The sequence below is a fragment of the Exiguobacterium sp. SRB7LM genome (assembly GCF_015712685.1).
GTDB classification, from domain to species: Bacteria; Bacillota; Bacilli; order Exiguobacteriales; family Exiguobacteriaceae; genus Exiguobacterium; species Exiguobacterium profundum.
This window is the reverse complement of the sequence record NZ_VWVR01000006.1, coordinates 1,182,065-1,202,827: the sequence shown is the minus strand read 5'-3', so window position 1 is coordinate 1,202,827 and position 20,763 is coordinate 1,182,065. Positions and strand designations below refer to the sequence as shown.

Below are 20,763 nucleotides of genomic sequence, written 5' to 3'. Positions count from 1 at the left end.
TTATATCGCATGAAGACAGGGTAAATGGATGACAGATACCTGTCTTCCTTTTTTAAGACGTTTTATGAAAACTTTTTGAAAATCAGGACTTGTAGGAGGAGTAGTTTATGAATAGTAACAACGTAACAATCTATGATGTGGCACGAGAAGCCGGGGTGTCGATGGCGACCGTCTCTCGTGTCGTCAACGGAAACCCGAACGTCAAACCGACAACACGCAAGAAAGTACAGGATGCGATTGACCGTCTTGGTTATCGTCCGAACGCCGTCGCACGTGGACTAGCAAGCAAGAAAACGACAACGGTCGGTGTTATCGTACCGGATATCTCGAACATCTTCTTTGCCGACTTGGCGCGAGGTATCGAAGACGTGGCGACGATGTATAAATACAACATCATCCTTGGTAACTCAGATTCGAGTCGTGACAAGGAAGTCCATTTACTCAATACGCTATTAGGTAAACAAGTGGACGGTATCATCTTCATGGGTGGACGTTTGCATGAAGATCTCGTGGAAGAGTTCAAAAAATCACCAGTTCCAATCGTTCTCGCAGCGACATTGAACCAAGGATATGATCTCCCGGCTGTCAATATCGATTATGAGCAAGCGGCGTATGACGCGACTCAGATGTTGATCAACCACGGACATGACCGTGTTGGATTCATCACTGGACCACTCGAGCAACAAATCAATGGCGAGAAGAAATTTGCCGGTTACCGCCGTGCTCTTGAAGATGCAGGTCTTCCATTCCATGAGAACGATATGATTCTCGGAAATTACACGTATGCGTCTGGTCTCGAGGCGATGCAAAAAATGTTGCAACGTGACGATTGTCCGAAAGCCATCTTCGCAGGGACGGATGAAATGGCACTTGGGGTCATCCATGCGATTCAAGATGCAGGTTACTCTGTTCCAAACGATTTCGAAGTCGTCGGTCACGATAACACGCGCCTCGCGACGATGATTCGTCCAAAGTTGACGACGGTCGTTCAACCGATGTACGATATCGGAGCCGTCGCGATGCGTCTCTTGACTAAGATTTTGAACGCGGAAGAAATCGAAGAGAAAAACGTCGTGCTTCCTCACCGAATCGAACGCCGTGACTCGCTTCGTCAGGACTAAAAGAAAAGCTGCCCGTTCATCCATTTTTGAGATGAACGGGCAGCTTTATTTATAAATAAATCGATTTTCGATCATTCGAGATGAACGGCCAAAAGGCACGCTTCGTGACTTCCCAATTCTTTTCTTCAATTTGTTGACGCCGTGGGATATGATCAAACGCGTAAAGAGAGTCGTCCCACCGAGTGGGTAACGGTTGACCAGCGACACCGGACCATTGCTCAATCCACTCGGTCGGGATATCTCCGGCATAGGGTGTCTCTCTCGTCAGACCGGCCCACACTTGTGCCCAGGCGCGAGGAACGGCTCGATACCAGTCATAGCCGCCGCCACCAAGTGCGACGAGACGACCATCGGTATACTCGTCTGCCATACGTGAAGCGATTTGGGGAATCTGTTCGAACGTCCGTATCGTTGATGCGAGATGGGTGAGTGGATCAAAGACATGGGCATCCGCACCATTCTGAGTCAGGATGATATCAGGTTTGAACCATTCGCACGCTTCACGTAAAACGGTCTCATAGCACGTCAAAAATGAGTCATCTTGGGTGAACGCATCGACTGGTACGTTCCAACTATAGCCGTATCCTTTCCCATTCCCTCGCTCTGTCACCATTCCGGTACCCGGGAAGAGATAGCGACCTGTCTCGTGTATGGATAAAGTCATCACATCATCATCGTCATAGAAGAGCCATTGGACCCCGTCCCCATGATGCGCATCCGTATCGACATAGAGAACGCGCGACCCGTATTGTTTTCTCACATGTGCGATGGCGACGGCCGCATCGTTATAGACGCAAAATCCTGATGCTTTGCGCCGCATTCCATGATGTAGACCGCCCCCAACATGGAAGGCTCGCTCTGCTTTGCCGCTCGCAACTAAATCGAGCGCATGAATCGTCCCACCGACAAGCCGTGCGGCTCCCTCGTGTATCGTCGGAAAGATGGGAGTGTCTTCCGTACCGAGACCAAACTTATTCGCTTTCAGCGTAGAAAGTTCTCCTGCCGCCGCAGCTTGGACGGCTTCGATGTAGTCAAAGTCATGAACGAGCGCTAACGCTTCAACCGAAGCGAGTGGAGGAGACACACATTCCGATTTGGAGAGTTTTCCGGCTGCAATCAGAAGGGATGTCGTCAATTCCAGTCGTAACGGATTGAACGGATGATCCTCATGAAAGCGATAAGACGTCTCGTCTTCGCCAAATATGTAAATCGGTCTCATCGTGACATCTCCGGACCGAGGACATCATACCCTTCACGTTTCAACCGTTCGATGATTCGGAGCGGGTTCATCGTCTGGACGCGGAAAGAGATGATACGTTTATACGGATCGCTCGTCGGATGAACGAAGACGTTGATGATATTGACGTTTGTTTTGGCGAGGAGTCGGGTCACTTTTTCGAGTGTGCCGGTCGTATTTTCGACGAGAATTTCAATTTGCGAACTCGGTTCGAGTGCGCCTGTCAATTGCACGAAGTAACGTAATAAATCGGTCTCTGTCAATACACCGACGAGTTTCCCTTGTTCGACGATAGGGAGACAGGTTAGCCGGTTTTCGTAAAATAACGCAGCTGCATCTTCAAAGAAATCGAATGGATGCGCTGTCGGTACCTCGGATCGCATGATGCTCGATACAGGGTTTTGAAAGTCTGCGTTTTCACTTTCGGGATGAAAGACGCTCGTCGCACCACTCATCTCGAATTGGCCGACAATCCCGACGACTTGTCGAGCGGGATTTGTCACAATCAAATGTCGGACACGATGTTCACGCATTAATTTTGCGGCATGGGCAATCGTATTGGTCGGTTGAATCGTCACGACATGTCGATTCATCATCTGTTCGATTAACATGAAATCCCTCCTTAGTCGTACATAAATCGTCGGCGAAGACGAAGTGAATCAAAATGGTCGATTGATTCTTGTCGTACGTTTTTTCCGATACGAGCCATCAAACAGTTGGCAGGATGGGAGGCAATCTCAGGGTCATCTGTCGGGAAGAAAACAAGTCCACCGTGATTCATCATCTTCTCCATGACTTTTCGATAATCCCAAATCGAGAGTCCACTACCTTTCAAATCCCAGTGCCAATAATATTCGGTCGTCAAAATCAAAAAGTCATCCATATGTGGGTCCATCATCGATACTTCGAGTAATTGTTTCCCGATTCGTTGACCACGGAAGCGAGGACTCACCTCGATTGCCCCGAGTTCAAGGATGTATGGGTCGTTTCCTTCACTCCAACGCTCATACGGGTCAGGATAGAGGAAAGTCACGTATCCAATCACGAGATCGTCTTGCCTGGCGACGATGATTCTTCCTTCTTTTAACCCAGCAATATCGACGAGTGCTTCGTGCTGATCTTCCGGTTCACGAAAAGCTGTCAATCCTTCATCAAGACGATACGTCCGTAACACGTCAGGCGCCACCGGACCATCAATCGTGACGTCACCTTGTGAGGTCTGCCACACTTTTGAATGATATTGTTTTTCCATAGGGTCACCACCTTTTCCATCTCTTATTATAGCGCTTTCATCAAGCTTGAATCATCATGTTTTGATGAAATTGGAAATTCATTGATTTGTCATAATTTTAACACTATACTGAAAGTGGTTATACCAATCTTTACAGGGGAGGCGAATCTTTAGCGATGGAAAAATTGAAAGCGTTAACAGGGGAACATCAATTAGCGTCGTATGAAGAGGCTTGTCAGTCGTTTGAATGGACACAAGCAGAAGCATTGTTTTCATGGAATTTGACGGGGAAAGTCAATTTGGCATATGAAGCCATCGATCGCCATGCGGAAAGTGAATTGGCGACAAAAGTGGCACTGCTTTATTTCGATGGGGATCGAGAAGAGCGGTACACGTATGCGGATATGAAGAAAGAAAGTAATCGTTCTGGTAATGTTCTGAAGTCGATTGGTGTGGAGAAAGGCGACCGCGTCTTTATCTTTATGCCACGTCAGCCAGAACTTTATTTTATTTTGCTCGGTGCAATCAAACGAGGGGCCATCGTCGGTCCATTGTTTGAGGCGTTCATGGAACAGGCGGTTCACGACCGTTTGCTCGACTCGGAAGCGAAAGTGATTGTGACGACGAAAGAACTGTTGCCGCGCATTCCGGTCGATCAGTTGCCTCATTTAGAGACAATTCTACTCGTTGGGGACGATGTCGAAGAGTCGGAAAAGGTGCTCGATTATCGTAAATTGGCGAACGATGCGACGACAGATCTCGAATTGACGTGGGTCGACCGTGAAGACGGTCTGATTTTACACTATACATCGGGCTCAACAGGAAAACCAAAAGGGGTTCTCCACGTCCATAATGCGATGATTCAACATATGATGACCGGCAAATGGGTACTCGATCTTCAACCGGATGATATTTACTGGTGCACGGCTGACCCTGGATGGGTGACGGGGACGAGCTACGGTATTTTTGCGCCTTTCTTAAATGGTGCGACAAACGTCATCGTTGGTGGACGCTTCAATCCTGAATTTTGGTATTCGGTCATTGAACGGTTTGGCGTAACAGTTTGGTATAGTGCCCCGACGGCGTTCCGCATGCTCATGGGCGCTGGCGACGAAGCGTTTGAGAAGTATGATTTGTCTTCACTTCGTCATATTTTATCCGTCGGTGAGCCGCTAAATCCAGAAGTCATTCGTTGGGGACACGAAGCATTTGATCTTCGAATCCATGATACGTGGTGGATGACAGAAACCGGTGCGATGATGATTTGTAACTATCCGACGATGGACATCAAACCGGGCTCAATGGGGAAACCGATCCCAGGTTGCGAAGCGGCTATTTTGGATGACCGGGGTCAACCACTTCCACCACACCGAATGGGGAACTTGGCACTCAAGACGCCTTGGCCGTCGATGATGCGGAAGATTTGGAAGAACGATGCGAAGTATGAGAGTTACTTCTGGGGAGATTGGTATGTGTCAGGTGATTCTGCTTATATGGACGAAGACGGCTATTTCTGGTTCCAAGGTCGGGTCGACGACGTCATCATGACAGCAGGAGAACGGGTCGGACCGTTTGAAGTGGAAAGTCGACTCGTGGAACATCCGGCTGTGGCTGAAGCGGGTGTCATCGGAAAACCGGACCCGGTCCGAGGTGAAATCATCAAAGCGTTCATTGCGCTACGTAAAGGTTATGAACCGTCTGATGAGTTAAAACAAGAAATCCAGCAGTTCGTCAAAGAAGGATTGGCTGCGCATGCAGCACCACGTGAGATCGAATTCAAGGACAAGTTGCCGAAAACGCGAAGCGGGAAGATCATGCGTCGTGTCTTGAAGGCTTGGGAATTGAATCTTGAAACAGGTGACCTCTCGACGATGGAAGATTAAGATAAACAAAGGGTCGACACATCGTGTGTCGACCCTTTGTTTATTCACCGTTAGCATCAGCATCGGCTTCTTCTTCAGCTTGTTGTTCGGCTTCTTGTTTAGCCTCTTCTTCAGCTTTCTTCTTCGCGTCTTCCTCAGCTTTTTTCTTTGCTTCGGAGTCTGCTTTTTGTTTAGCTTCTTCTTCAGCTTTTTTCTTAGCGGCAGCATCGGCAGCAGCCTCTTGTTTCTTCTCCTCAGCTTCTTTCTTTGCTTCTTCGGCCTCTTTCTTGGCCTCTTCTTCTTTCTTCTTCTCTTCCTCTTCTTTTTCTTTCTCTTCTACTTTCTTCTTCTCAGAGAATGAACCTGAGTCTTGGAAGTCTTTCGAAGTGACGGTTGAAGGTTGTGAGAAGCGTGCGCTGACGCCTAGAGCTTCTGGGTCATCCGCATAGACACGATTCATCGTTTGCGACCAGATGCGCTGTGTCCGTTGATAGTAACGTCCATAATCCCAACCATCTAGCATTGAGAGGCGTTGTGAATCATAACCTGACCAGACGGCGAGTGTAACGTTCGGGTTCGACCCGACCAAGTACGAATCACGTTGATCGTTCGTTGTACCGGTTTTACCCATCCAATCGCCAGGAACGCTGAGCAACGATTGTGCATATGTCGCAGTACCTGACGTGTAGACGTCGCGGAGCATATCCACCACGAGATAAGAGGTACGTTCTGTGAAAATACGCGTTTTCTTCGGCTTCGCTTCGTAAATGACTTCACCTTGATATTCGATTTCTTGGATGAAGTACGGCTCCACGTGTTCACCGTAATTTGCTAGCATCGCATAAGAGGCGGCCAAATCGATTGGCTTGACTTCCCCGGTACCGAGTGCCATCGCTGAAGCATAACGGTTTCCTTCAGATACCGGAATCCCCATGTCGACTAATTTCTGCGTATCAGCAGGTTTTTGGTTACGTTCTTCATAAATCTTAACAGCCGGAACGTTCAAGGAGAGCTTGAGCGCATCGCGTACTGTGACAGCACCGCGATACGTTTTCCCTTCGTTTTGAACTTGTTTCTTCGGTTGTCCGGGACCAGTAAACTTATAGAAATACTCCTCGTCAATGATTTGAGTGGCAGGTGTAATCATGCCAGCTTCAATCGCATTTGAATAGACAAGAATCGGTTTTGCAGTCGATCCGATTTGACGTTCTGCCCAGAAAGCACGGTTCAAATCGTCGGTCTTGCCATTGATGTAGCGACCTCCGACGAATCCGAGTACTTTCCCGGTTTTATTCTCAATCATGACAGAAGAGGTTTGTTCAGGAAGTGTGCGGTTCTCATCTTTAATCGTTTGATTCGGTCCGAAGTTGCCAGCGTTTTTAGCCGGTTGTTGCATCGCTTCGTGAATTTCTTTATCCAATGTCAAACGGATGTTGAACCCACCTTGACGCAACATGTTATGAGCACGCTTCGCATAAGTCGAACGGACAGAGTCCTGTTCCTCAGAGCTCAACTCATTGATTTCAATCCCATCTTGCTCCAATAGATAATCCGTCACGATTTGGCGTGCTTGAAGTTCTGCTTCGTCTACCACGTACGGATATTTGTCGCGAGGCTTCGTCTGAGTCTGCATGAAGTCTTGCGTGATGTCGTAGTTATAAGCGGCATCATATTCTTCTTTCGTGATCTTTCCTGCAACGTACATGCGGTTCAATACCGTTTTCATTCGGTTAACCGCACCCGATACGTCCTCTTTGATGACGCCACCTTGATAGTAAGGTGTGTAGAAGAATGGGTTTTTTGGGATACCGGCAAGGAAAGCGGCTTGTGGAAGTGTCAATTTTTCTGCCGAAGTATTGAACACACCGCGAGCGGCGGCCTCAATCCCTGAAATGTTACGTCCCATCGAGTTACGTCCGAACGAGACGACGTTCAGATAGGCGTTTAAAATTTCATCTTTGTCCATCGCCTTCTCTAGACGAAGGGCGAGTAATATTTCTTTTGCTTTCCGTTCGAAAGATACTTCGTTCGTCAACATTTGGTTTTTAATCAATTGTTGCGTCAACGTTGAACCACCCGTGCGATCTTCAGATCCTGTTGCTTCTTGTAAAATAGCGCGTAACGTCGCTTTTGGAACGACGCCATCGTGCTCATAGAATTCGACATCTTCCGTCGCAAGTAGTGCATCGACAACGTATGGAGAAACTTTTTCTACTGGAATCGGGATTCGTACCTCATCGGTCGTATAGTTCCCGATGCGCTCCCCGCTTCCGAAGTAAATATTGGAAGTCGATGTATACGTATTGATTTGCGCAGTCATCGTTTTATAAGCCGGGGTCGGCATATCTTTGACGAGTGACGCGAAATATCCGACACCAATTCCAGCACCTAAAAACCCGATGAGTACAACAGAAATGATGGTCAGGAGTAGGACGTTCCACGACACATCATACATAACATTGGCATAACGACGTACTTTCAATGACGTCGGATTATTCCATAAGTCTCGAATCTTCTGCAGCATGACAGCCTCCTTAAATATGGTGTAAAACTATTTTAGACAGTAATATATTCGATTATAGCACAATTCAACCTACACCTTACCTCGAAACCGATGTCTCGTGCAAGTTTCATTGTAAGAGTTGACAAGTTGAAAACGATGCTTATAAAATGAATAGCATAGTCAACAAGATAATGACGCTGTGAAGAAAGCGAAGTAGTCGACGGGCCTCTTGTCCAGAAAGCTAGTGGTTGCTGTGAACTAGCCAATGTCAATCGATGAATTACACTTTTAGAGCGTGCCTTCGGGCCGGTTCGAGACCGTTATCTCTCGCTCAAGCGGTCGCAAATTGCGACAAGTAGGGTGGTACCGCGGAATCTCCGTCCCTTCTCATATGAGAAGGGACGTTTTTTTTATGTCAATCGAAGGAGTGGAACAAATGGAACTATTAAACGATTTAGAGTTTCGAGGACTTGTCAACCAAATGACAGATGAAGAAGGATTAAAAGAACAACTCAAACAACCGACGACGTTATACACGGGATTTGATCCGACGGCGGACTCGCTTCACATCGGGCACTTGCTCCCGATCTTGACGCTGAAACGTTTCCAGCAGGCCGGCCATCAGGTCATCGCGCTCGTCGGTGGGGCGACAGGGATGATTGGTGACCCGTCTGGTCGTTCGGATGAACGTTCACTAAACACGTTGGATACGGTCAAGCTCTTCTCCGATCGCATCAAGGATCAGTTGAGCCGATTCCTTCCACTTGAAGGGGAGAACCCGATCACGATTCGCAACAACTACGAATGGACGGAAGAGATGTCAATCATCGACTTCCTGCGCGACATTGGGAAGCACTTCCCAATCAGTTACATGCTTGCGAAAGACTCTGTCGATTCACGTATGGAGAACGGGATCTCGTACACAGAGTTCTCTTACATGTTGCTCCAATCTTACGACTTCTTGAAACTATACGAGACAGAGAAATGTCGTCTTCAAGTCGGTGGAAGTGATCAATGGGGGAACATCACGGCAGGTCTTGAATTGATTCGTCGCTTTGGTCACTCTGAAAAAGCGTTCGGTCTCACTGTGCCACTCGTCACAAAGTCGGACGGACAAAAGTTCGGGAAGACAGCGGGCGGTGCAGTTTGGTTAGATGCGGATAAGACGTCGCCATATGAGTTCTACCAGTTCTGGATCAACGTCGACGATGCAGATGTCATCAAGTTCATCAAATACTTCACGTTCATGTCGCATGAAGAGATTGAGGCACTTGCAGCCGAAGTGACAGAAGCGCCTGAAAAGCGCGTGGCACAGCGCCGTCTCGCAGAAGAGATGACAAAGCTTGTCCACGGTGAAGCAGGACTTGAACAAGCGGAGCGCATCACGAAAGCGTTCTTTAGCGGAGATTTGATGTCGCTTCAACCGGAAGATATGGAAGATGCGTTTAAAGGCATGCCGCAATTCGAACTTGACGGTGAACGCAACCTTGTCGACCTCCTCGTCGAAGCGAAAATCTCACCATCGAAACGTCAGGCACGTGAAGATGTGACGAACGGAGCGGTTTACCTGAACGGTGAACGTGAACAAGCGCTCGATAAAATGATTACGCGCGAAGACACGCTCGGTGAATTCACCATCATTCGCCGTGGTAAGAAGAAATACTTTGTGATTCGTCACGTATAATTACGATGTCCGTTCCTCATTTGTTGAGGAATGGACTTTTTTTATACATGACGTGCGGTTCGGATTTGCTAAAATGGGAAGATAGGAGGGATGACGATGGAGATAGAAGAATTTTTCGGTGAGCAGTTCCATCAATGGCGCGAACACTTTCGTTATTATGAAATGGCGATCACGGAACTTGAGAGCGATCTCGGAATCATCGACTTGGACTGGCAGACGAGACTTGGGTATTCACCGATTGAACATGTGAAGACGAGAATGAAGACATTGCCGTCCATCGTGCGCAAGATGAAACGGAAAGACTTGCCTTTGGAAGTTTCGGCGCTTTGGGAACATGTGCACGATGTGGCGGGCATTCGGATTGTTACGAGCTTCCGCGACGATATTTATGAAATCTTGCGTCATCTAGAGGCGCGAGATGATTTAGATATCATCGAAATCAAAGATTACATCAAACATCCAAAACCGAGCGGGTATCGGAGCTTACATCTCATCGTGAAAACGAAAGTCTACTTGGCAGAACGAATCATCTGGGTGCCTGCGGAGATTCAGATTCGGACACTCGCCATGGACTTTTGGGCGGCAACGGAACATAAGCTTCAGTACAAATATCAACATGCCGTGCCAGAATCATCGAAAGAAGAGCTGATTGAAGCGTCACTCATGGCGGATGCCCTCGATACGCAAATGGGACGCATTCGACAAGAGATTTTGAAGAAATAAAAAAATCCCCTTCGTGAAGAAGGGGATAAAAAGCATTAACGTGAGTAGTACTCGACGATGAGTTGCTCTTTGATTTGGTCGTTGAGTTCAGCGCGTTCTGGGAGACGTACGAATGTACCTTCGAGTTTCTCAGCGTCAAACGATACGAAGTCTTTTGTAGCTGGTGCTACTTCAAGTGCTTCAGCGATTGCTTTTACGTTTTTCGACTTTTCGCGAACAGCGATAACTTGACCTGGTTTTACGCGGTAAGACGCGATGTCAACGCGTGATCCATCAACAGTGATGTGACCGTGGTTGACGAGTTGGCGTGCTCCACGACGTGTGCGAGCGAGGCCGAAACGGTAAACGAGGTTGTCAAGGCGTGATTCGAGCAAGAACATGAAGTTCTCACCGTGGATGCCTGGCATTTTACCAGCATCGTTGAAGATGCGGCGGAATTGCTTCTCGTTCACTCCGTACATGTGACGAAGTGCTTGCTTCGCTTGAAGCTGAAGACCGTATTCTGAGATTTTCTTACGACCATTTCCGTGTTGACCTGGTGCGTAAGGACGTTTTGCTAATTCTTTACCCGTTTCGCTAAGCGAGATGCCTAAGCGACGCGAGAGTTTCCAAGCTGGACCTGTGTAACGAGCCATGATTGGACTCCTCCTTGTTGTTCATGTATTTTGCACAAAAGAACAACGGTGTCAAAGACGAGTAACGCCCCTTTCTAGGTGCAAGCACCTTCACTTGATAGCGAAGCTACGAGATGCCCCTCCGACAAAAGTCGAGGCCCGAAAGGTGGATACGTTTGTCTGTGACTGCTATCGTCATTTCATGCACAAAGATGAGTATACGATGAATACCATCTCTTGTCAATCAAATATAGCGAAGAAGTGTTTCGCAAAAACGTTCGAGTCCTTGACGGTCGATTTCTGAGAAACGGTCGAACTCCGGGCTGTCGATATCGAGCACGCCGATTGTTTTCCCGTCACGTACGAGAGGGACGACGATTTCAGAATTCGAAGCCGCATCACATGCGATATGACCAGGGAATTGATGAACATCGGCCACGAGCTGTGTTTCTTGAGTAGCTGCCGCAGTTCCACAAACCCCTTTACCGAACGTGATGTGAACACAAGCCGGGAGTCCCTGGAATGGTCCTAGGATTAGACTGTCTTCAGAATCAGTCACGTAGAATCCGACCCAGTTGATCCGATCTAAAAATTGGTTGAGTAAAGCGCTGGCGTTGGCAAGGTTGGCCACTGTATTTGTTTCGCCCTCTAATAATGCGGCGAGTTGCTTGTTTAATAGTTCGTAACCGGCTGTCAAATCACCTGAGTACGATGTCGTTTGGAACATATAAATCCCCCTCCATCTTTCATGTTTTTAGAATTTAGCATTATGGTACACGCAAATTTCAGATTTGTCTTGTTAGAAAGTTCCGAAAAAATGAACAATCTCCACTGAAACCATTGGAAAACCTATGCAAATCGTTGGTTCTATAATATGATTAGGTATATCTATTCTTATAAAATACTTCTTTTTTTATATAAAGGTACATAAGTCCACGAAAGCGGCTTGGAGGTTGTGACAAAGATGGATTACGGAATTTATGGATTAATCATTGGAATCATCGTCGTCGTATTAGGCGGCATGTTGGGGAGTATGCTCATTCGAAGGAATTTTTACCAAAAAATTGACGACTTGGATATGAGGAAACAAAGTGTGCTCAGTGCGAGCATACCCGTCGAACTCCAGAAATTCAAACAGTGGCCGATGGAAGGGGAAACGAAAGAAAAGTTTGATCGTTGGCATCAATCTTGGGATGAGTTAGTGAGTGTACATGCAGGTCAAATCGATGAAGCGTTATACCGGGCTGAGGAAGACTTGGATAAATATCGTTTCATGAAAGTCAAAGCTGACTTGAATGCGACTGAACAACTCATTGAAGAGCTCGAGACGATGGTACACGCCATGCTCGATGAGATGGATGAATTTACGACGCATCACACCTCGCTTATGGACATTGTGAAGCAGGATGAGAAAGAGTTGTATCAGTTCCGCAAGACATTGAATTCACAAAACCATGCGTTCGGACCAACCTATGCATTGGTGGAACAAGAGATTGCCGCTGCCGAGGCGAAACGCAGTGAGATGATCAACTTAAAGCAGGTCGGTCAAGTTTCTGAAGCATTTGAAACCGGACAAGCCTTATCGAATCAAGTAGGACACATCCGTGAACTGATTCGGATCATTCCGCAATTCGTACGTACGGTTCAAGTGGAACTGAAACAACAACTTCAACAACTCCGGGCTGGACATAAAGAAATGCAAATGGACGGGTATGCGCTTGAACCACTTGGATTAATGGAAGAAATCGATCAAGCGGAAGATCGTCGAGAAGAGTTGATGGCTCGAATCGAACGCTTGGAATTTGATCATTTTGAAGAGGACATGCAACAGTTGAGCTCGGATATCGATCAATTATTCGAAGCATTCCGAACAGAGGTCGATGCCCGCCAATACGTGAAAAAAGAATTTGCGACGATACAAGAGCGCGAATTGCAATCTGCCGAAATCATGAATCACTTACAGACGGAAATGTCTCGACTTGTAAGCAACTATGAGATCAATGCACGCGTCGGAGAAGAGTTCGAACAATTAGAACGTGAACGAACGACTCTCACGGCGAATGTACTTGATATTGAACAAGCTCTCGTCGCCCAAATGTTACCGTTTAGTATGATCAAATCCAAAGTGCAGGAAGCGAAACGGTCACTTGACCAATTCAGTGCCATGCATGAGCGTTTCATTGAGGATACGAATTCATTACGTAAAGAAGAGCTTGAGGTCCGTCACAAGTTAGAAACGTGGAAGAAAGAATTGTCTGGGCATCGTCGCCTGTTAGCGAAAAGTGCGATGCCGGTTGTTCCGAATGATTTGTCAAACGACTTACGTCAGCTCCAAAAAGGTGTCCAGTCGTTAGACGAACAGTTTGACAAGGCACCGTTCAACATGACGTATATCGTCGGGCTTAGCCATGATGTCGAAGAGATGATGGATAACTTCCGTGACCGTGTCCATGCACTGATTCGTCAAGTGACGTATGCGGAACAGTTGCTCCAATATGCAAACCGCTTCCGTCGCCGTGATAACGAGGTCCATATCGCCTTGACGCTTGCGGAAAACAAGTTCTTGCATGGAGAGTATGGCACTGCGGTCGAAATCGGTGAGCGGGTGCTCGGTCGATTCGATGAGAACGGAGCCAACGGAATTCGTCAACGTGTGGATAAAGGGTTAGAACAGCAGGAATTGCTAAAAAAATAAACGATGCATGAAGATTGACGGAAACGGGAAAAACGTAGACGTCAATCTTTTTTCAATCAAGGAGGAATCGTCAGATGGGTACACTATGGGTCAACGGGAATATCTACACATTGAATAAACCGGGTGAGATGGAACGTGCCATGTTTATTGAGCATGGACGCGTCTTGAAGATGGGGGACGAGGGACATCTCCGACGTACATATGCGGGTCGCATCGAGGAGATTGTGAATTTGGAAGGGAAGAGTGTGTATCCGGCCTTTACCGATTCACATATTCACCTTGTCGGATACGGCGAAGCGCTCGACCGTGTCGATGCGAGTGAAGCGACGGATCTTCGAGAATTACTTGAAACGATGAAGCAACGAGAGTCGGACGACGATTGGATCGTCGCAGAAGGGTTTGATGATCGTCTGCTCGGTGACATGCCGACACGTGAGATGATTGATGAAGTGATTGACGACCGTCCTGTCGTGTTGAAGCGTGTCTGTCGTCACGTAGCCGTCGTGAACTCGAAAGGACTTGAACGACTTGGACTGATCCACCATACGGTGATCGAAGGTGGAAAACTTGGGCGAGATGAAGAAGGTAAATTGAATGGCGTCCTATATGATGCTGCACTAGATCTCTTATATAAAGAATTGAGTGGGAATCGTAAGAAAAATGCCGCTTCTCTTCGCCGGGCAATCGATTCATTATTCGCACATGGAATCGTTGGCGCCCATACGGAAGACTTGTTCTATCATGGAGATCCGCTCGAGACGATTCAAGCGTACGAAGATGTACTGGACGAACTTCCGTTTCAAGCACACCTTCTCGTTCACGAACAGGTGGTGGATCGTGTCATCCAGCAAGATGCGATGACGCGTCGGAAGCGGTTTGACTTCGGTGCGATGAAACTCTTTGTCGACGGTTCGTTCGGTGGACGCACCGCTCTGTTATCTGCACCGTATGCGGATGATCGGAGTCAACGAGGAATTGAAGTGCATCGACCAGATCATCTCGAGGCACTTGTGAAAAAAGCACGAACATACGGGATGAATGTGGCAGCGCATGTGATCGGTGATGCGGCGGTTGAGCAATTTGTCGGCCTGCTTGAGAAGTACCCTGCCAGAAAAGGGACACGAGATCGAATTATCCATGCCTCTTTATTGAATGACTCATTGATCAACCGAATCAAATCATTGCCTGTTTTGATTGATGCACAGCCGGTATTTTTATCGGATGACATGGACATGCTGTTCGAGCGGTTGGGCAATGAGCGCGTGCATGATGTCTATCGATTCAAGTCTATACTCGATACGGGAGCATTGGTGTTAGGAGGAAGTGACGCGCCGATTTCATCTGTTGACGTCCGAAAGGGATTGTTTGGAGCGGTGATGCGACAATCGTTTCACAGGTCGAGCACGCTAAATCCGAGTGAACGTCTTTCGATGTATGAAGCTCTTCGCAGCTTCACGTATTCGCCTCATGTTGCTACAGGGACGCACGGCAGAAACGGGCTATTGGTTCGAAGCTACAATGCCAACTTCACAGTATGGGATGAAGATTTCTTTAAATTGAGTGGGGAAGACATCCTGCACAACCGTCTTGTAATGACTGTCGTCGAAGGGCAACCAGTGTACGAAGCAGAAAAAGCCACGCTGTAAAAAAGAGTTGCTTCATCCGAAAGGGATGAAGCAACTCTTTTTCTTCATCAGAAGAATGAACGTTGCACTTTATGCCAGAACGAGTTGGTCCGAAGCTTGACAGTCTTGATGACCTGGTTCGAGAGTTCGATATCGATTCGGTCTGTGTACTTCAAGCTGAGCGCCTCGTTATCCATCCCAATAATCGGGTAGTCGTTGCCGTCTTCGACGATGCGGAGTGACAACTTACGCGAATCATGAACGATAAAGGATGAGCCGAGTGTGCGATAGCGATTGTTGTTGACCGAAGCGATCTCACTCACTTGCATACATGGGATGAGTGGGTCGACGACCGCACCGCTGAGAGATTTGTTATAGGCAGTCGATCCCGTCGGCGTCGACACAACCATTCCGTCCCCACGGAATGTTTCGAAATGTAGATCGTCGATATAGACCTCGATGGCGAGTGATTTGATAATACTTGATTTAATCGAAGCCTCATTTAAACAGAGGAGCGGTGTCGATTCGTTGATCGATGCTGAAAGAAGTGGATACTTCCGGACTTCGAGACCTTCTTCGATTCGCATCGAGTTGTCCGAGAAGAGGCGGTCGACTTCATCGAGTTTATGTATGTCGAAATCACAATAAAACTCGTTCAATCCACGACCGAAGCCAACGTAGATGGCGTCTTGACGAAAGCCTGTGTAGCGAACCGCCTGTAAAAATGCCCCGTCCCCGCCGACTGCAGCGATGATGTTCGCGTCCTCCGGTTGATTTACGATGTTGAAACCGTGTTTTTCCCCGATTTCTTTCAGTTTCTTCACTTCTTTTGTGAATTCGTTGACGTTACGATGGTACAAATAGACGTTGTTTCTCATCTGAGTCATCCCCTTTGTCAATGGTGTCCTCTTTATTATAACGTGTTTCTTCCTACCGATATAGGGAAAACTGAAACAGAGCCAAAAGCAGGAAGTTTGTCAAAGGCTCAAGTTCATCGATATGATGAACGAGTAACTACAACAAAGGGGATGAGTACATGCCAACATTTAAAGGGAACGACGTAACATTACAAGGAAATCCAGTGAAGGTAGGAGATCAAGCTCCTGATTTCCGCGTCTTGACGACTGCTTTAGAAGAAGTGACGTTAGCAACCTATCCGGGGAAAAAACTAATCAGTGTCATTCCTTCAATCGATACAGGCGTATGTGATGCACAAACGCGTGAGTTCAACGAAAAGGCTTCATCACTCGGTGGTACAGTCTTGACTGTATCGAACGACTTGCCGTTCGCACAGCGCCGTTGGTGTTCTGCATCTGGTTTAGATAACGTAGTCACCCTCTCGGACCACCGCGATCTTTCATTCGCAAAAGCATATGGTGTTTTAATTGAAGAAATGCGTCTCCTTGCGCGTTCTGTATTCGTCGTCGATTCGAATGGCGTCGTCCAATATGTACAATATATGGATGAAATGACAGATGAAGTTGATTTCGCGGCGGCACTTGAGGCGTTCGAACAAGCGAATTGATTCGTTTGGCGAAATTGATTAAAATAGCTTACACTAGTACGTGAACCGACCGGTCCTCTCATGGGGGCCGGTTTTGTATGGAAAGGATGAACGAAAATGGAACGTTTTGAACAACTCTATCGTGATTGGAAGAAGGAAGCGAAGAAACTGGTCAACGACCTGGATGTATTACCGATCGAGGCACTCGTCCAAGTATTTGACCATGTTGACATTGAAAAAGAGAAGATGGACGATGTCCGTAAAGCAGTGAGTTTACTCGTCTTGGAAGAAACGACACAACTCCCCCCGAACAATCAACCGACACCGGATGCGGTCAGCCTATTTATGGGTTATCTAGCTTCGAAGCTACTTAAGGAAAACGCGACGATTCTAGATTTAGGTAGTGGGACAGGTACGTTGACGCACGCCGTTCTCTCTCAGTTAAAAGATGCGACAGCGCAAGCGGTCGAAGTGGATGAACTGTTGCTTCGTCTTTCCTATTCCATTAGTAACTTGTTAGGAGAACCAGTATCCTACTTCCATCAAGACGCCCTTGCTCCTCTGTTTGTTGAACCGAGCGACCTTTCCGTTGCTGACTTGCCAATCGGATATTATCCAAATGATGAAGTGGCAGCCGAATATGACATGAAACGAGAACAAGGACATGCCTATTCGCATTTCCTCTTGATGGAACAGGCGATTCGCCATACGAAACCAGGTGGGCATGGATTATTTGTCATCCCGAACAATTTGTTTGAACAGGATGACGAAGGGAAATTAAAACAATGGATGGACCGTGAGGCTGTTGTGAAAGGGGTCATTCAACTTCCGACGACGATGTTTAAAGACGAACGTTACGCGAAAAGCTTATTGCTCCTTCAAAAAGTAGGAGAAGGCGTCACACGGCCAAAACAAGCGCTATTTGTGGAACTTCCGTCATTCACTGATGTCAGAGCGGTAGCCAATGTTGTGAAACAGATTGATGATTGGTTCAAAACAACTCAAAAATAACGGACAAAATACTTGAAAAAGGTATGCAAAATCAAGTATCTTCATTATGATACAGTTATCAGTTTTAAATTGAACAGATAAAGATATGCGTTTAAAACGAAAGGTAAGAGGTGTATGACATGACGAAAATTATGGCAGTCAATGCGGGTAGTTCATCGCTCAAGTTCCAGTTACTCGAGATGCCAACGGAAGAGTTGCTCGCAGTCGGACTTGTAGAGCGTGTAGGGAAAGAAGATGCGATTTTTACAATCAAGTATGGTGAAGGACAGAAGTTCAACGTGGTCACACCACTTCACACGCACAAAGAAGCGGTTGAATTGACGTTGGAGAAGTTGATCGAATTGGATATCATCCAATCATTCGATGAGATTTCTGGCGTAGGTCACCGTGTGTTACACGGAAAAGAGTTGTATGCGGATTCGGTCGTCATTGACGATGAAGTCATGAAGAACATCGAATCGTTCACAGAGCTCGGACCACTTCACATCCCACCAAACTTGACAGGTATTCGTGCATTCCAGGCAATTTTGCCGAATGTCCCACAAGTGGCGGTATTCGATACAGCGTTCCACCAGTCAATGCCTGAAGAGAATTTCTTGTACAGTCTTCCTTATGAATACTATACAGAACATGGTGTACGTAAATACGGCTTCCACGGAACGAGCCACAAGTATGTCACACAGCGTGCGGCAGAACTTCTCGGTCGTCCGCTAGAAGACTTGCGTTTGATTTCATGTCACCTCGGTAGCGGTGCATCGATCGCTGCAGTAGCAGGTGGTCGCTCAATCGATACAACGATGGGCTTCACACCACTCGAAGGAATCACGATGGGAACGCGCTCAGGTTCTTTGGACCCGGCCCTCATCCCGTTCTTGATGCAAAAAACAGGGAAGTCTGCTGAAGATGTATTGAACGTCATGAACAAAGAGTCTGGCGTGTACGGTCTTTCTGGTATCTCAAGTGACTTGCGTGACATCGAGCAAGCGGCTGCAGAAGGCAACCATCGTGCAGAAGTTTCATTGAAAATCTTCTCGAACCGTATTCACGGTTACATCGGTCAATATGCGGCTGAAATGAATGGTGTCGACGCCATCATCTTCACAGCGGGCGTCGGTGAGAATTCGGACGTCATCCGTGAACGCATCCTTCGCGGTCTTGAATTCATGGGTGTCTACTGGGATCCTTCACTTAACAACGGTGCTCGCGGAAAAGAGTTGTTCATCAACTATCCGCACTCACCAGTTAAAGTCATCATCATCCCGACGAACGAAGAATTGGTCATCGCGCGCGACACGGTACGCATTGCAAACCTTGTCGAAGCACACGCATAATACGAAACGAACCCACGTTACTTCGTGTAACGTGGGTTTTTTTATGAGTCTTTTTTACTAATGTGAAGAATCGTAAGTAGGACAAATGTTTTCTCCTTTGTAACATTAGGCGCTTCATTTACATCGTTTTGCAATGTTTATGACATGAATAAACCATATATTGGATGTAAATTTATAAAAATATCTCGTATTTGATTCATATGTCCAATCTAACATGATAAACCGTTAATTTTGACATCGATTTGTAATGTTCGTGTCACTCAAATGAACAGGAAGTGTAACGGCACTGACTGATGTTTCGTCATATAGTTATCTGGACGAAATATTCAATTGGAGTGACAAGTCACTCGTTCGATAGATGTTGATATGAAATGAAACCAAATTGACGAAGAGAGGACGAATAAACGTATGTTGAAAAAAATTATGACGCTCTTACTTCTCGCCATCGCCGTATTTGCATTTGCTCTACCCACTTCACCAGTAGAAGCAGCTACGAAAAAAGTATATGTTGCAACAAAGTCAGGTTCGAAGATGGTCTATGCAGAAGGGAAATCAAATGCACGAGTGATTGGGAAGATGACGGCGAGTGATCGTCTTCAACGTACAGGTTCTCGAGGTGCTTGGATTCGCGTGAACTATAAAGGGAAGGCCGTATGGGTTCCTACAAAGAACTTACGTACTGTAAGTGCTCCTAAACCGCTCAAACCAGCAAGCGTGAAGACGTATACGATGAAAGCGTCGGCATATACACCGTACTGCAAGGGATGTTCAGGTAAGACGGCACTTGGTTGGAACGTTCGTACCCAAAAGCGAAATGTAGTCGCGGTAGACCCGCGCGTCATTCCACTCGGAACGAAAGTACAAGTATTCGTAGGGGGCAAGTCGATGGGTACCTACACGGCAGCTGACACTGGTGGCGCCATCAAAGGAAATAAAATTGACATCTTAATGTATTCGCAAAATGCAGCGATTCAATTTGGTCGTAAAACGGTTACAGTCAAGGTGTTATAATGCATAGGAAAAGGGTCTTGCGATTGCGCAAGACCCTTTTTGATGGATGGGTGATTATTGACGAACGATGAGGACGTCACATTTCGCATAACGGACGATGCTTTCAGAAACGCTTCCGATAAAGAACCGTTCAACGGCGTTTAAACCTGTCGCACCACAAATAATAAGATCAATATCATGGTTAGGTGCAATCTTTTTCGCAATCGTCACTTTCGGGGAACCGTATTCAATCACCGTTTCGACTTCTTTTACGCCACGCTCTTTCGCGCGATTGACATAGTCTTCAAGCAACTCTTTCGCATATGTCTCGGCACGCTCTGTGATTGTGCGGTCGTAAGCTTCTACAGTCGCAAACGTACGCGTATCAATCACATGACCGACGTACAGTTTTCCTTCGTTACGAATCGCGACATCGATTGCTGTTTCAAATGCACGTTCTGCCTCTTTAGAGCCGTCAACGGCAGATAAAATGTGTTTGTATACAATTGCCATGTAAATCCCAACCTTTCGCTCGAAATATACGCTCGGCTTACATATATAGTATACCACTTCTTTCAGTTTTCACGCTTTTTCGCCATGAAAATGCGTGAATTTTTTCATGACGATGTTCA

The 20,763-nt window shown here is 46.8% G+C and carries 18 protein-coding genes and 1 other annotated feature; of the genes, 10 read left to right on the top strand and 8 right to left on the bottom strand.

Annotation, left to right across the window (positions count from 1 at the left end; translation table 11 throughout):
* Positions 1–107 precede the first annotated feature (107 nt).
* Positions 108–1,121 carry a catabolite control protein A gene (gene ccpA / locus F3H97_RS06985; protein ID WP_074036481.1) on the top strand — a complete coding sequence of 338 codons (1,014 nt, stop codon included), beginning with the start codon at positions 108–110 and terminating at the stop codon, positions 1,119–1,121.
* A 49-nt stretch (positions 1,122–1,170) separates the two neighbouring features.
* Here the strand turns inward: ccpA and F3H97_RS06980 are convergent, their stop codons facing one another.
* The 3 genes from F3H97_RS06980 to F3H97_RS06970 are packed head-to-tail and all read right to left on the bottom strand — an operon-like array spanning position 1,171 to position 3,610.
* On the bottom strand, positions 1,171–2,340 hold the full coding sequence (locus tag F3H97_RS06980) for an acetoin utilization protein AcuC (protein WP_196430916.1): 1,170 nt from the start codon (positions 2,338–2,340) through the stop codon (positions 1,171–1,173).
* Positions 2,337–2,969 carry an acetoin utilization AcuB family protein gene (locus tag F3H97_RS06975; protein WP_012726747.1) on the bottom strand — a complete coding sequence of 211 codons (633 nt, stop codon included), beginning with the start codon at positions 2,967–2,969 and terminating at the stop codon, positions 2,337–2,339. The genes F3H97_RS06980 and F3H97_RS06975 overlap by 4 nt, the downstream gene beginning before the upstream one ends.
* Before the next feature lie 11 nt (positions 2,970–2,980).
* On the bottom strand, positions 2,981–3,610 hold the full coding sequence (locus F3H97_RS06970; RefSeq protein ID WP_078147204.1) for a GNAT family N-acetyltransferase: 630 nt from the start codon (positions 3,608–3,610) through the stop codon (positions 2,981–2,983).
* Between the two features lie 155 nt (positions 3,611–3,765).
* On the opposite strand from F3H97_RS06970, the gene acsA reads away from it, so the two are divergent.
* Positions 3,766–5,472 carry an acetate--CoA ligase gene (gene acsA, locus F3H97_RS06965; RefSeq protein WP_074036486.1) on the top strand — a complete coding sequence of 569 codons (1,707 nt, stop codon included), beginning with the start codon at positions 3,766–3,768 and terminating at the stop codon, positions 5,470–5,472.
* 40 nt (positions 5,473–5,512) lie between these two features.
* Here acsA and F3H97_RS06960 read toward each other — a convergent pair whose 3' ends face one another.
* A complete protein-coding gene (locus F3H97_RS06960; RefSeq protein ID WP_196430915.1) occupies positions 5,513–7,975 on the bottom strand; it encodes a transglycosylase domain-containing protein in 2,463 nt (820 codons plus the stop codon).
* A gap of 169 nt (positions 7,976–8,144) precedes the next feature.
* Positions 8,145–8,342, top strand: a binding site (T-box leader).
* A 48-nt stretch (positions 8,343–8,390) separates the two neighbouring features.
* Here F3H97_RS06960 and tyrS point away from each other — a divergent pair.
* Both tyrS and F3H97_RS06950 read left to right on the top strand, forming a co-directional pair.
* The gene (gene tyrS / locus F3H97_RS06955) at positions 8,391–9,638 is read left to right on the top strand and encodes a tyrosine--tRNA ligase (protein ID WP_196430914.1); all 1,248 of its coding nucleotides are present in this window, start codon (positions 8,391–8,393) and stop codon (positions 9,636–9,638) included.
* Positions 9,639–9,734: 96 nt separating this feature from the next.
* A complete protein-coding gene (locus tag F3H97_RS06950; RefSeq protein ID WP_159562542.1) occupies positions 9,735–10,361 on the top strand; it encodes a GTP pyrophosphokinase in 627 nt (208 codons plus the stop codon).
* A gap of 35 nt (positions 10,362–10,396) precedes the next feature.
* On the opposite strand, the gene rpsD is transcribed toward F3H97_RS06950, so the two are convergent.
* On the bottom strand, positions 10,397–10,996 hold the full coding sequence (gene rpsD, locus F3H97_RS06945) for a 30S ribosomal protein S4 (protein WP_031423120.1): 600 nt from the start codon (positions 10,994–10,996) through the stop codon (positions 10,397–10,399).
* Positions 10,997–11,219: 223 nt separating this feature from the next.
* Entirely contained in the window at positions 11,220–11,702 is a 483-nt protein-coding gene (locus F3H97_RS06940; RefSeq protein WP_196430913.1) for a GAF domain-containing protein, read from the bottom strand.
* A gap of 237 nt (positions 11,703–11,939) precedes the next feature.
* On the opposite strand from F3H97_RS06940, the gene ezrA reads away from it, so the two are divergent.
* Positions 11,940–13,670 (top strand): septation ring formation regulator EzrA, encoded by a 1,731-nt coding sequence (gene ezrA / locus F3H97_RS06935; protein WP_196430912.1) that lies wholly within the window; start codon positions 11,940–11,942, stop codon positions 13,668–13,670.
* A 74-nt stretch (positions 13,671–13,744) separates the two neighbouring features.
* The gene (locus tag F3H97_RS06930) at positions 13,745–15,316 is read left to right on the top strand and encodes an amidohydrolase (protein ID WP_196430911.1); all 1,572 of its coding nucleotides are present in this window, start codon (positions 13,745–13,747) and stop codon (positions 15,314–15,316) included.
* A gap of 47 nt (positions 15,317–15,363) precedes the next feature.
* Here F3H97_RS06930 and F3H97_RS06925 read toward each other — a convergent pair whose 3' ends face one another.
* A complete protein-coding gene (locus tag F3H97_RS06925; protein WP_196431851.1) occupies positions 15,364–16,182 on the bottom strand; it encodes an NAD kinase in 819 nt (272 codons plus the stop codon).
* A gap of 149 nt (positions 16,183–16,331) precedes the next feature.
* Between F3H97_RS06925 and tpx the strand changes: the two genes are divergently transcribed.
* The 4 genes from tpx (at position 16,332) to F3H97_RS06905 (ending at position 20,152) form a co-directional block, all read left to right on the top strand.
* Positions 16,332–16,820, top strand: a complete 489-nt coding sequence (tpx, locus tag F3H97_RS06920) for a thiol peroxidase (RefSeq protein WP_196430910.1) — start codon at positions 16,332–16,334, stop codon at positions 16,818–16,820.
* A gap of 96 nt (positions 16,821–16,916) precedes the next feature.
* On the top strand, positions 16,917–17,810 hold the full coding sequence (locus tag F3H97_RS06915) for a class I SAM-dependent methyltransferase (RefSeq protein WP_196430909.1): 894 nt from the start codon (positions 16,917–16,919) through the stop codon (positions 17,808–17,810).
* Between the two features lie 119 nt (positions 17,811–17,929).
* Positions 17,930–19,141, top strand: a complete 1,212-nt coding sequence (locus F3H97_RS06910; protein ID WP_012726734.1) for an acetate kinase — start codon at positions 17,930–17,932, stop codon at positions 19,139–19,141.
* A gap of 408 nt (positions 19,142–19,549) precedes the next feature.
* Entirely contained in the window at positions 19,550–20,152 is a 603-nt protein-coding gene (locus F3H97_RS06905) for a 3D domain-containing protein (protein ID WP_196430908.1), read from the top strand.
* 54 nt (positions 20,153–20,206) lie between these two features.
* On the opposite strand, the gene F3H97_RS06900 is transcribed toward F3H97_RS06905, so the two are convergent.
* Entirely contained in the window at positions 20,207–20,644 is a 438-nt protein-coding gene (locus tag F3H97_RS06900) for a universal stress protein (RefSeq protein WP_012726732.1), read from the bottom strand.
* Positions 20,645–20,763: the final 119 nt, after the last annotated feature.

Excerpts from the sequence above, each read along its gene's own strand:
- acsA (WP_074036486.1), top strand. The coding sequence starts at position 3,766 with ATGGAAAAATTGAAAGCGTTAACAGGGGAACATCAATTAGCGTCGTAT.
- F3H97_RS06970 (WP_078147204.1), bottom strand. The coding sequence starts at position 3,610 with ATGGAAAAACAATATCATTCAAAAGTGTGGCAGACCTCACAAGGTGAC.
- F3H97_RS06940 (WP_196430913.1), bottom strand. The coding sequence starts at position 11,702 with ATGTTCCAAACGACATCGTACTCAGGTGATTTGACAGCCGGTTACGAA.
- ccpA (WP_074036481.1), top strand. The coding sequence starts at position 108 with ATGAATAGTAACAACGTAACAATCTATGATGTGGCACGAGAAGCCGGG.
- rpsD (WP_031423120.1), bottom strand. The coding sequence starts at position 10,996 with ATGGCTCGTTACACAGGTCCAGCTTGGAAACTCTCGCGTCGCTTAGGC.
- F3H97_RS06900 (WP_012726732.1), bottom strand. The coding sequence starts at position 20,644 with ATGGCAATTGTATACAAACACATTTTATCTGCCGTTGACGGCTCTAAA.
- tpx (WP_196430910.1), top strand. The coding sequence starts at position 16,332 with ATGCCAACATTTAAAGGGAACGACGTAACATTACAAGGAAATCCAGTG.
- ezrA (WP_196430912.1), top strand. The coding sequence starts at position 11,940 with ATGGATTACGGAATTTATGGATTAATCATTGGAATCATCGTCGTCGTA.
- F3H97_RS06975 (WP_012726747.1), bottom strand. The coding sequence starts at position 2,969 with ATGTTAATCGAACAGATGATGAATCGACATGTCGTGACGATTCAACCG.
- F3H97_RS06925 (WP_196431851.1), bottom strand. The coding sequence starts at position 16,182 with ATGACTCAGATGAGAAACAACGTCTATTTGTACCATCGTAACGTCAAC.
- F3H97_RS06915 (WP_196430909.1), top strand. The coding sequence starts at position 16,917 with ATGGAACGTTTTGAACAACTCTATCGTGATTGGAAGAAGGAAGCGAAG.
- F3H97_RS06950 (WP_159562542.1), top strand. The coding sequence starts at position 9,735 with ATGGAGATAGAAGAATTTTTCGGTGAGCAGTTCCATCAATGGCGCGAA.
- F3H97_RS06910 (WP_012726734.1), top strand. The coding sequence starts at position 17,930 with ATGACGAAAATTATGGCAGTCAATGCGGGTAGTTCATCGCTCAAGTTC.
- tyrS (WP_196430914.1), top strand. The coding sequence starts at position 8,391 with ATGGAACTATTAAACGATTTAGAGTTTCGAGGACTTGTCAACCAAATG.
- F3H97_RS06960 (WP_196430915.1), bottom strand. The coding sequence starts at position 7,975 with ATGCTGCAGAAGATTCGAGACTTATGGAATAATCCGACGTCATTGAAA.
- F3H97_RS06980 (WP_196430916.1), bottom strand. The coding sequence starts at position 2,340 with ATGAGACCGATTTACATATTTGGCGAAGACGAGACGTCTTATCGCTTT.
- F3H97_RS06905 (WP_196430908.1), top strand. The coding sequence starts at position 19,550 with ATGTTGAAAAAAATTATGACGCTCTTACTTCTCGCCATCGCCGTATTT.
- F3H97_RS06930 (WP_196430911.1), top strand. The coding sequence starts at position 13,745 with ATGGGTACACTATGGGTCAACGGGAATATCTACACATTGAATAAACCG.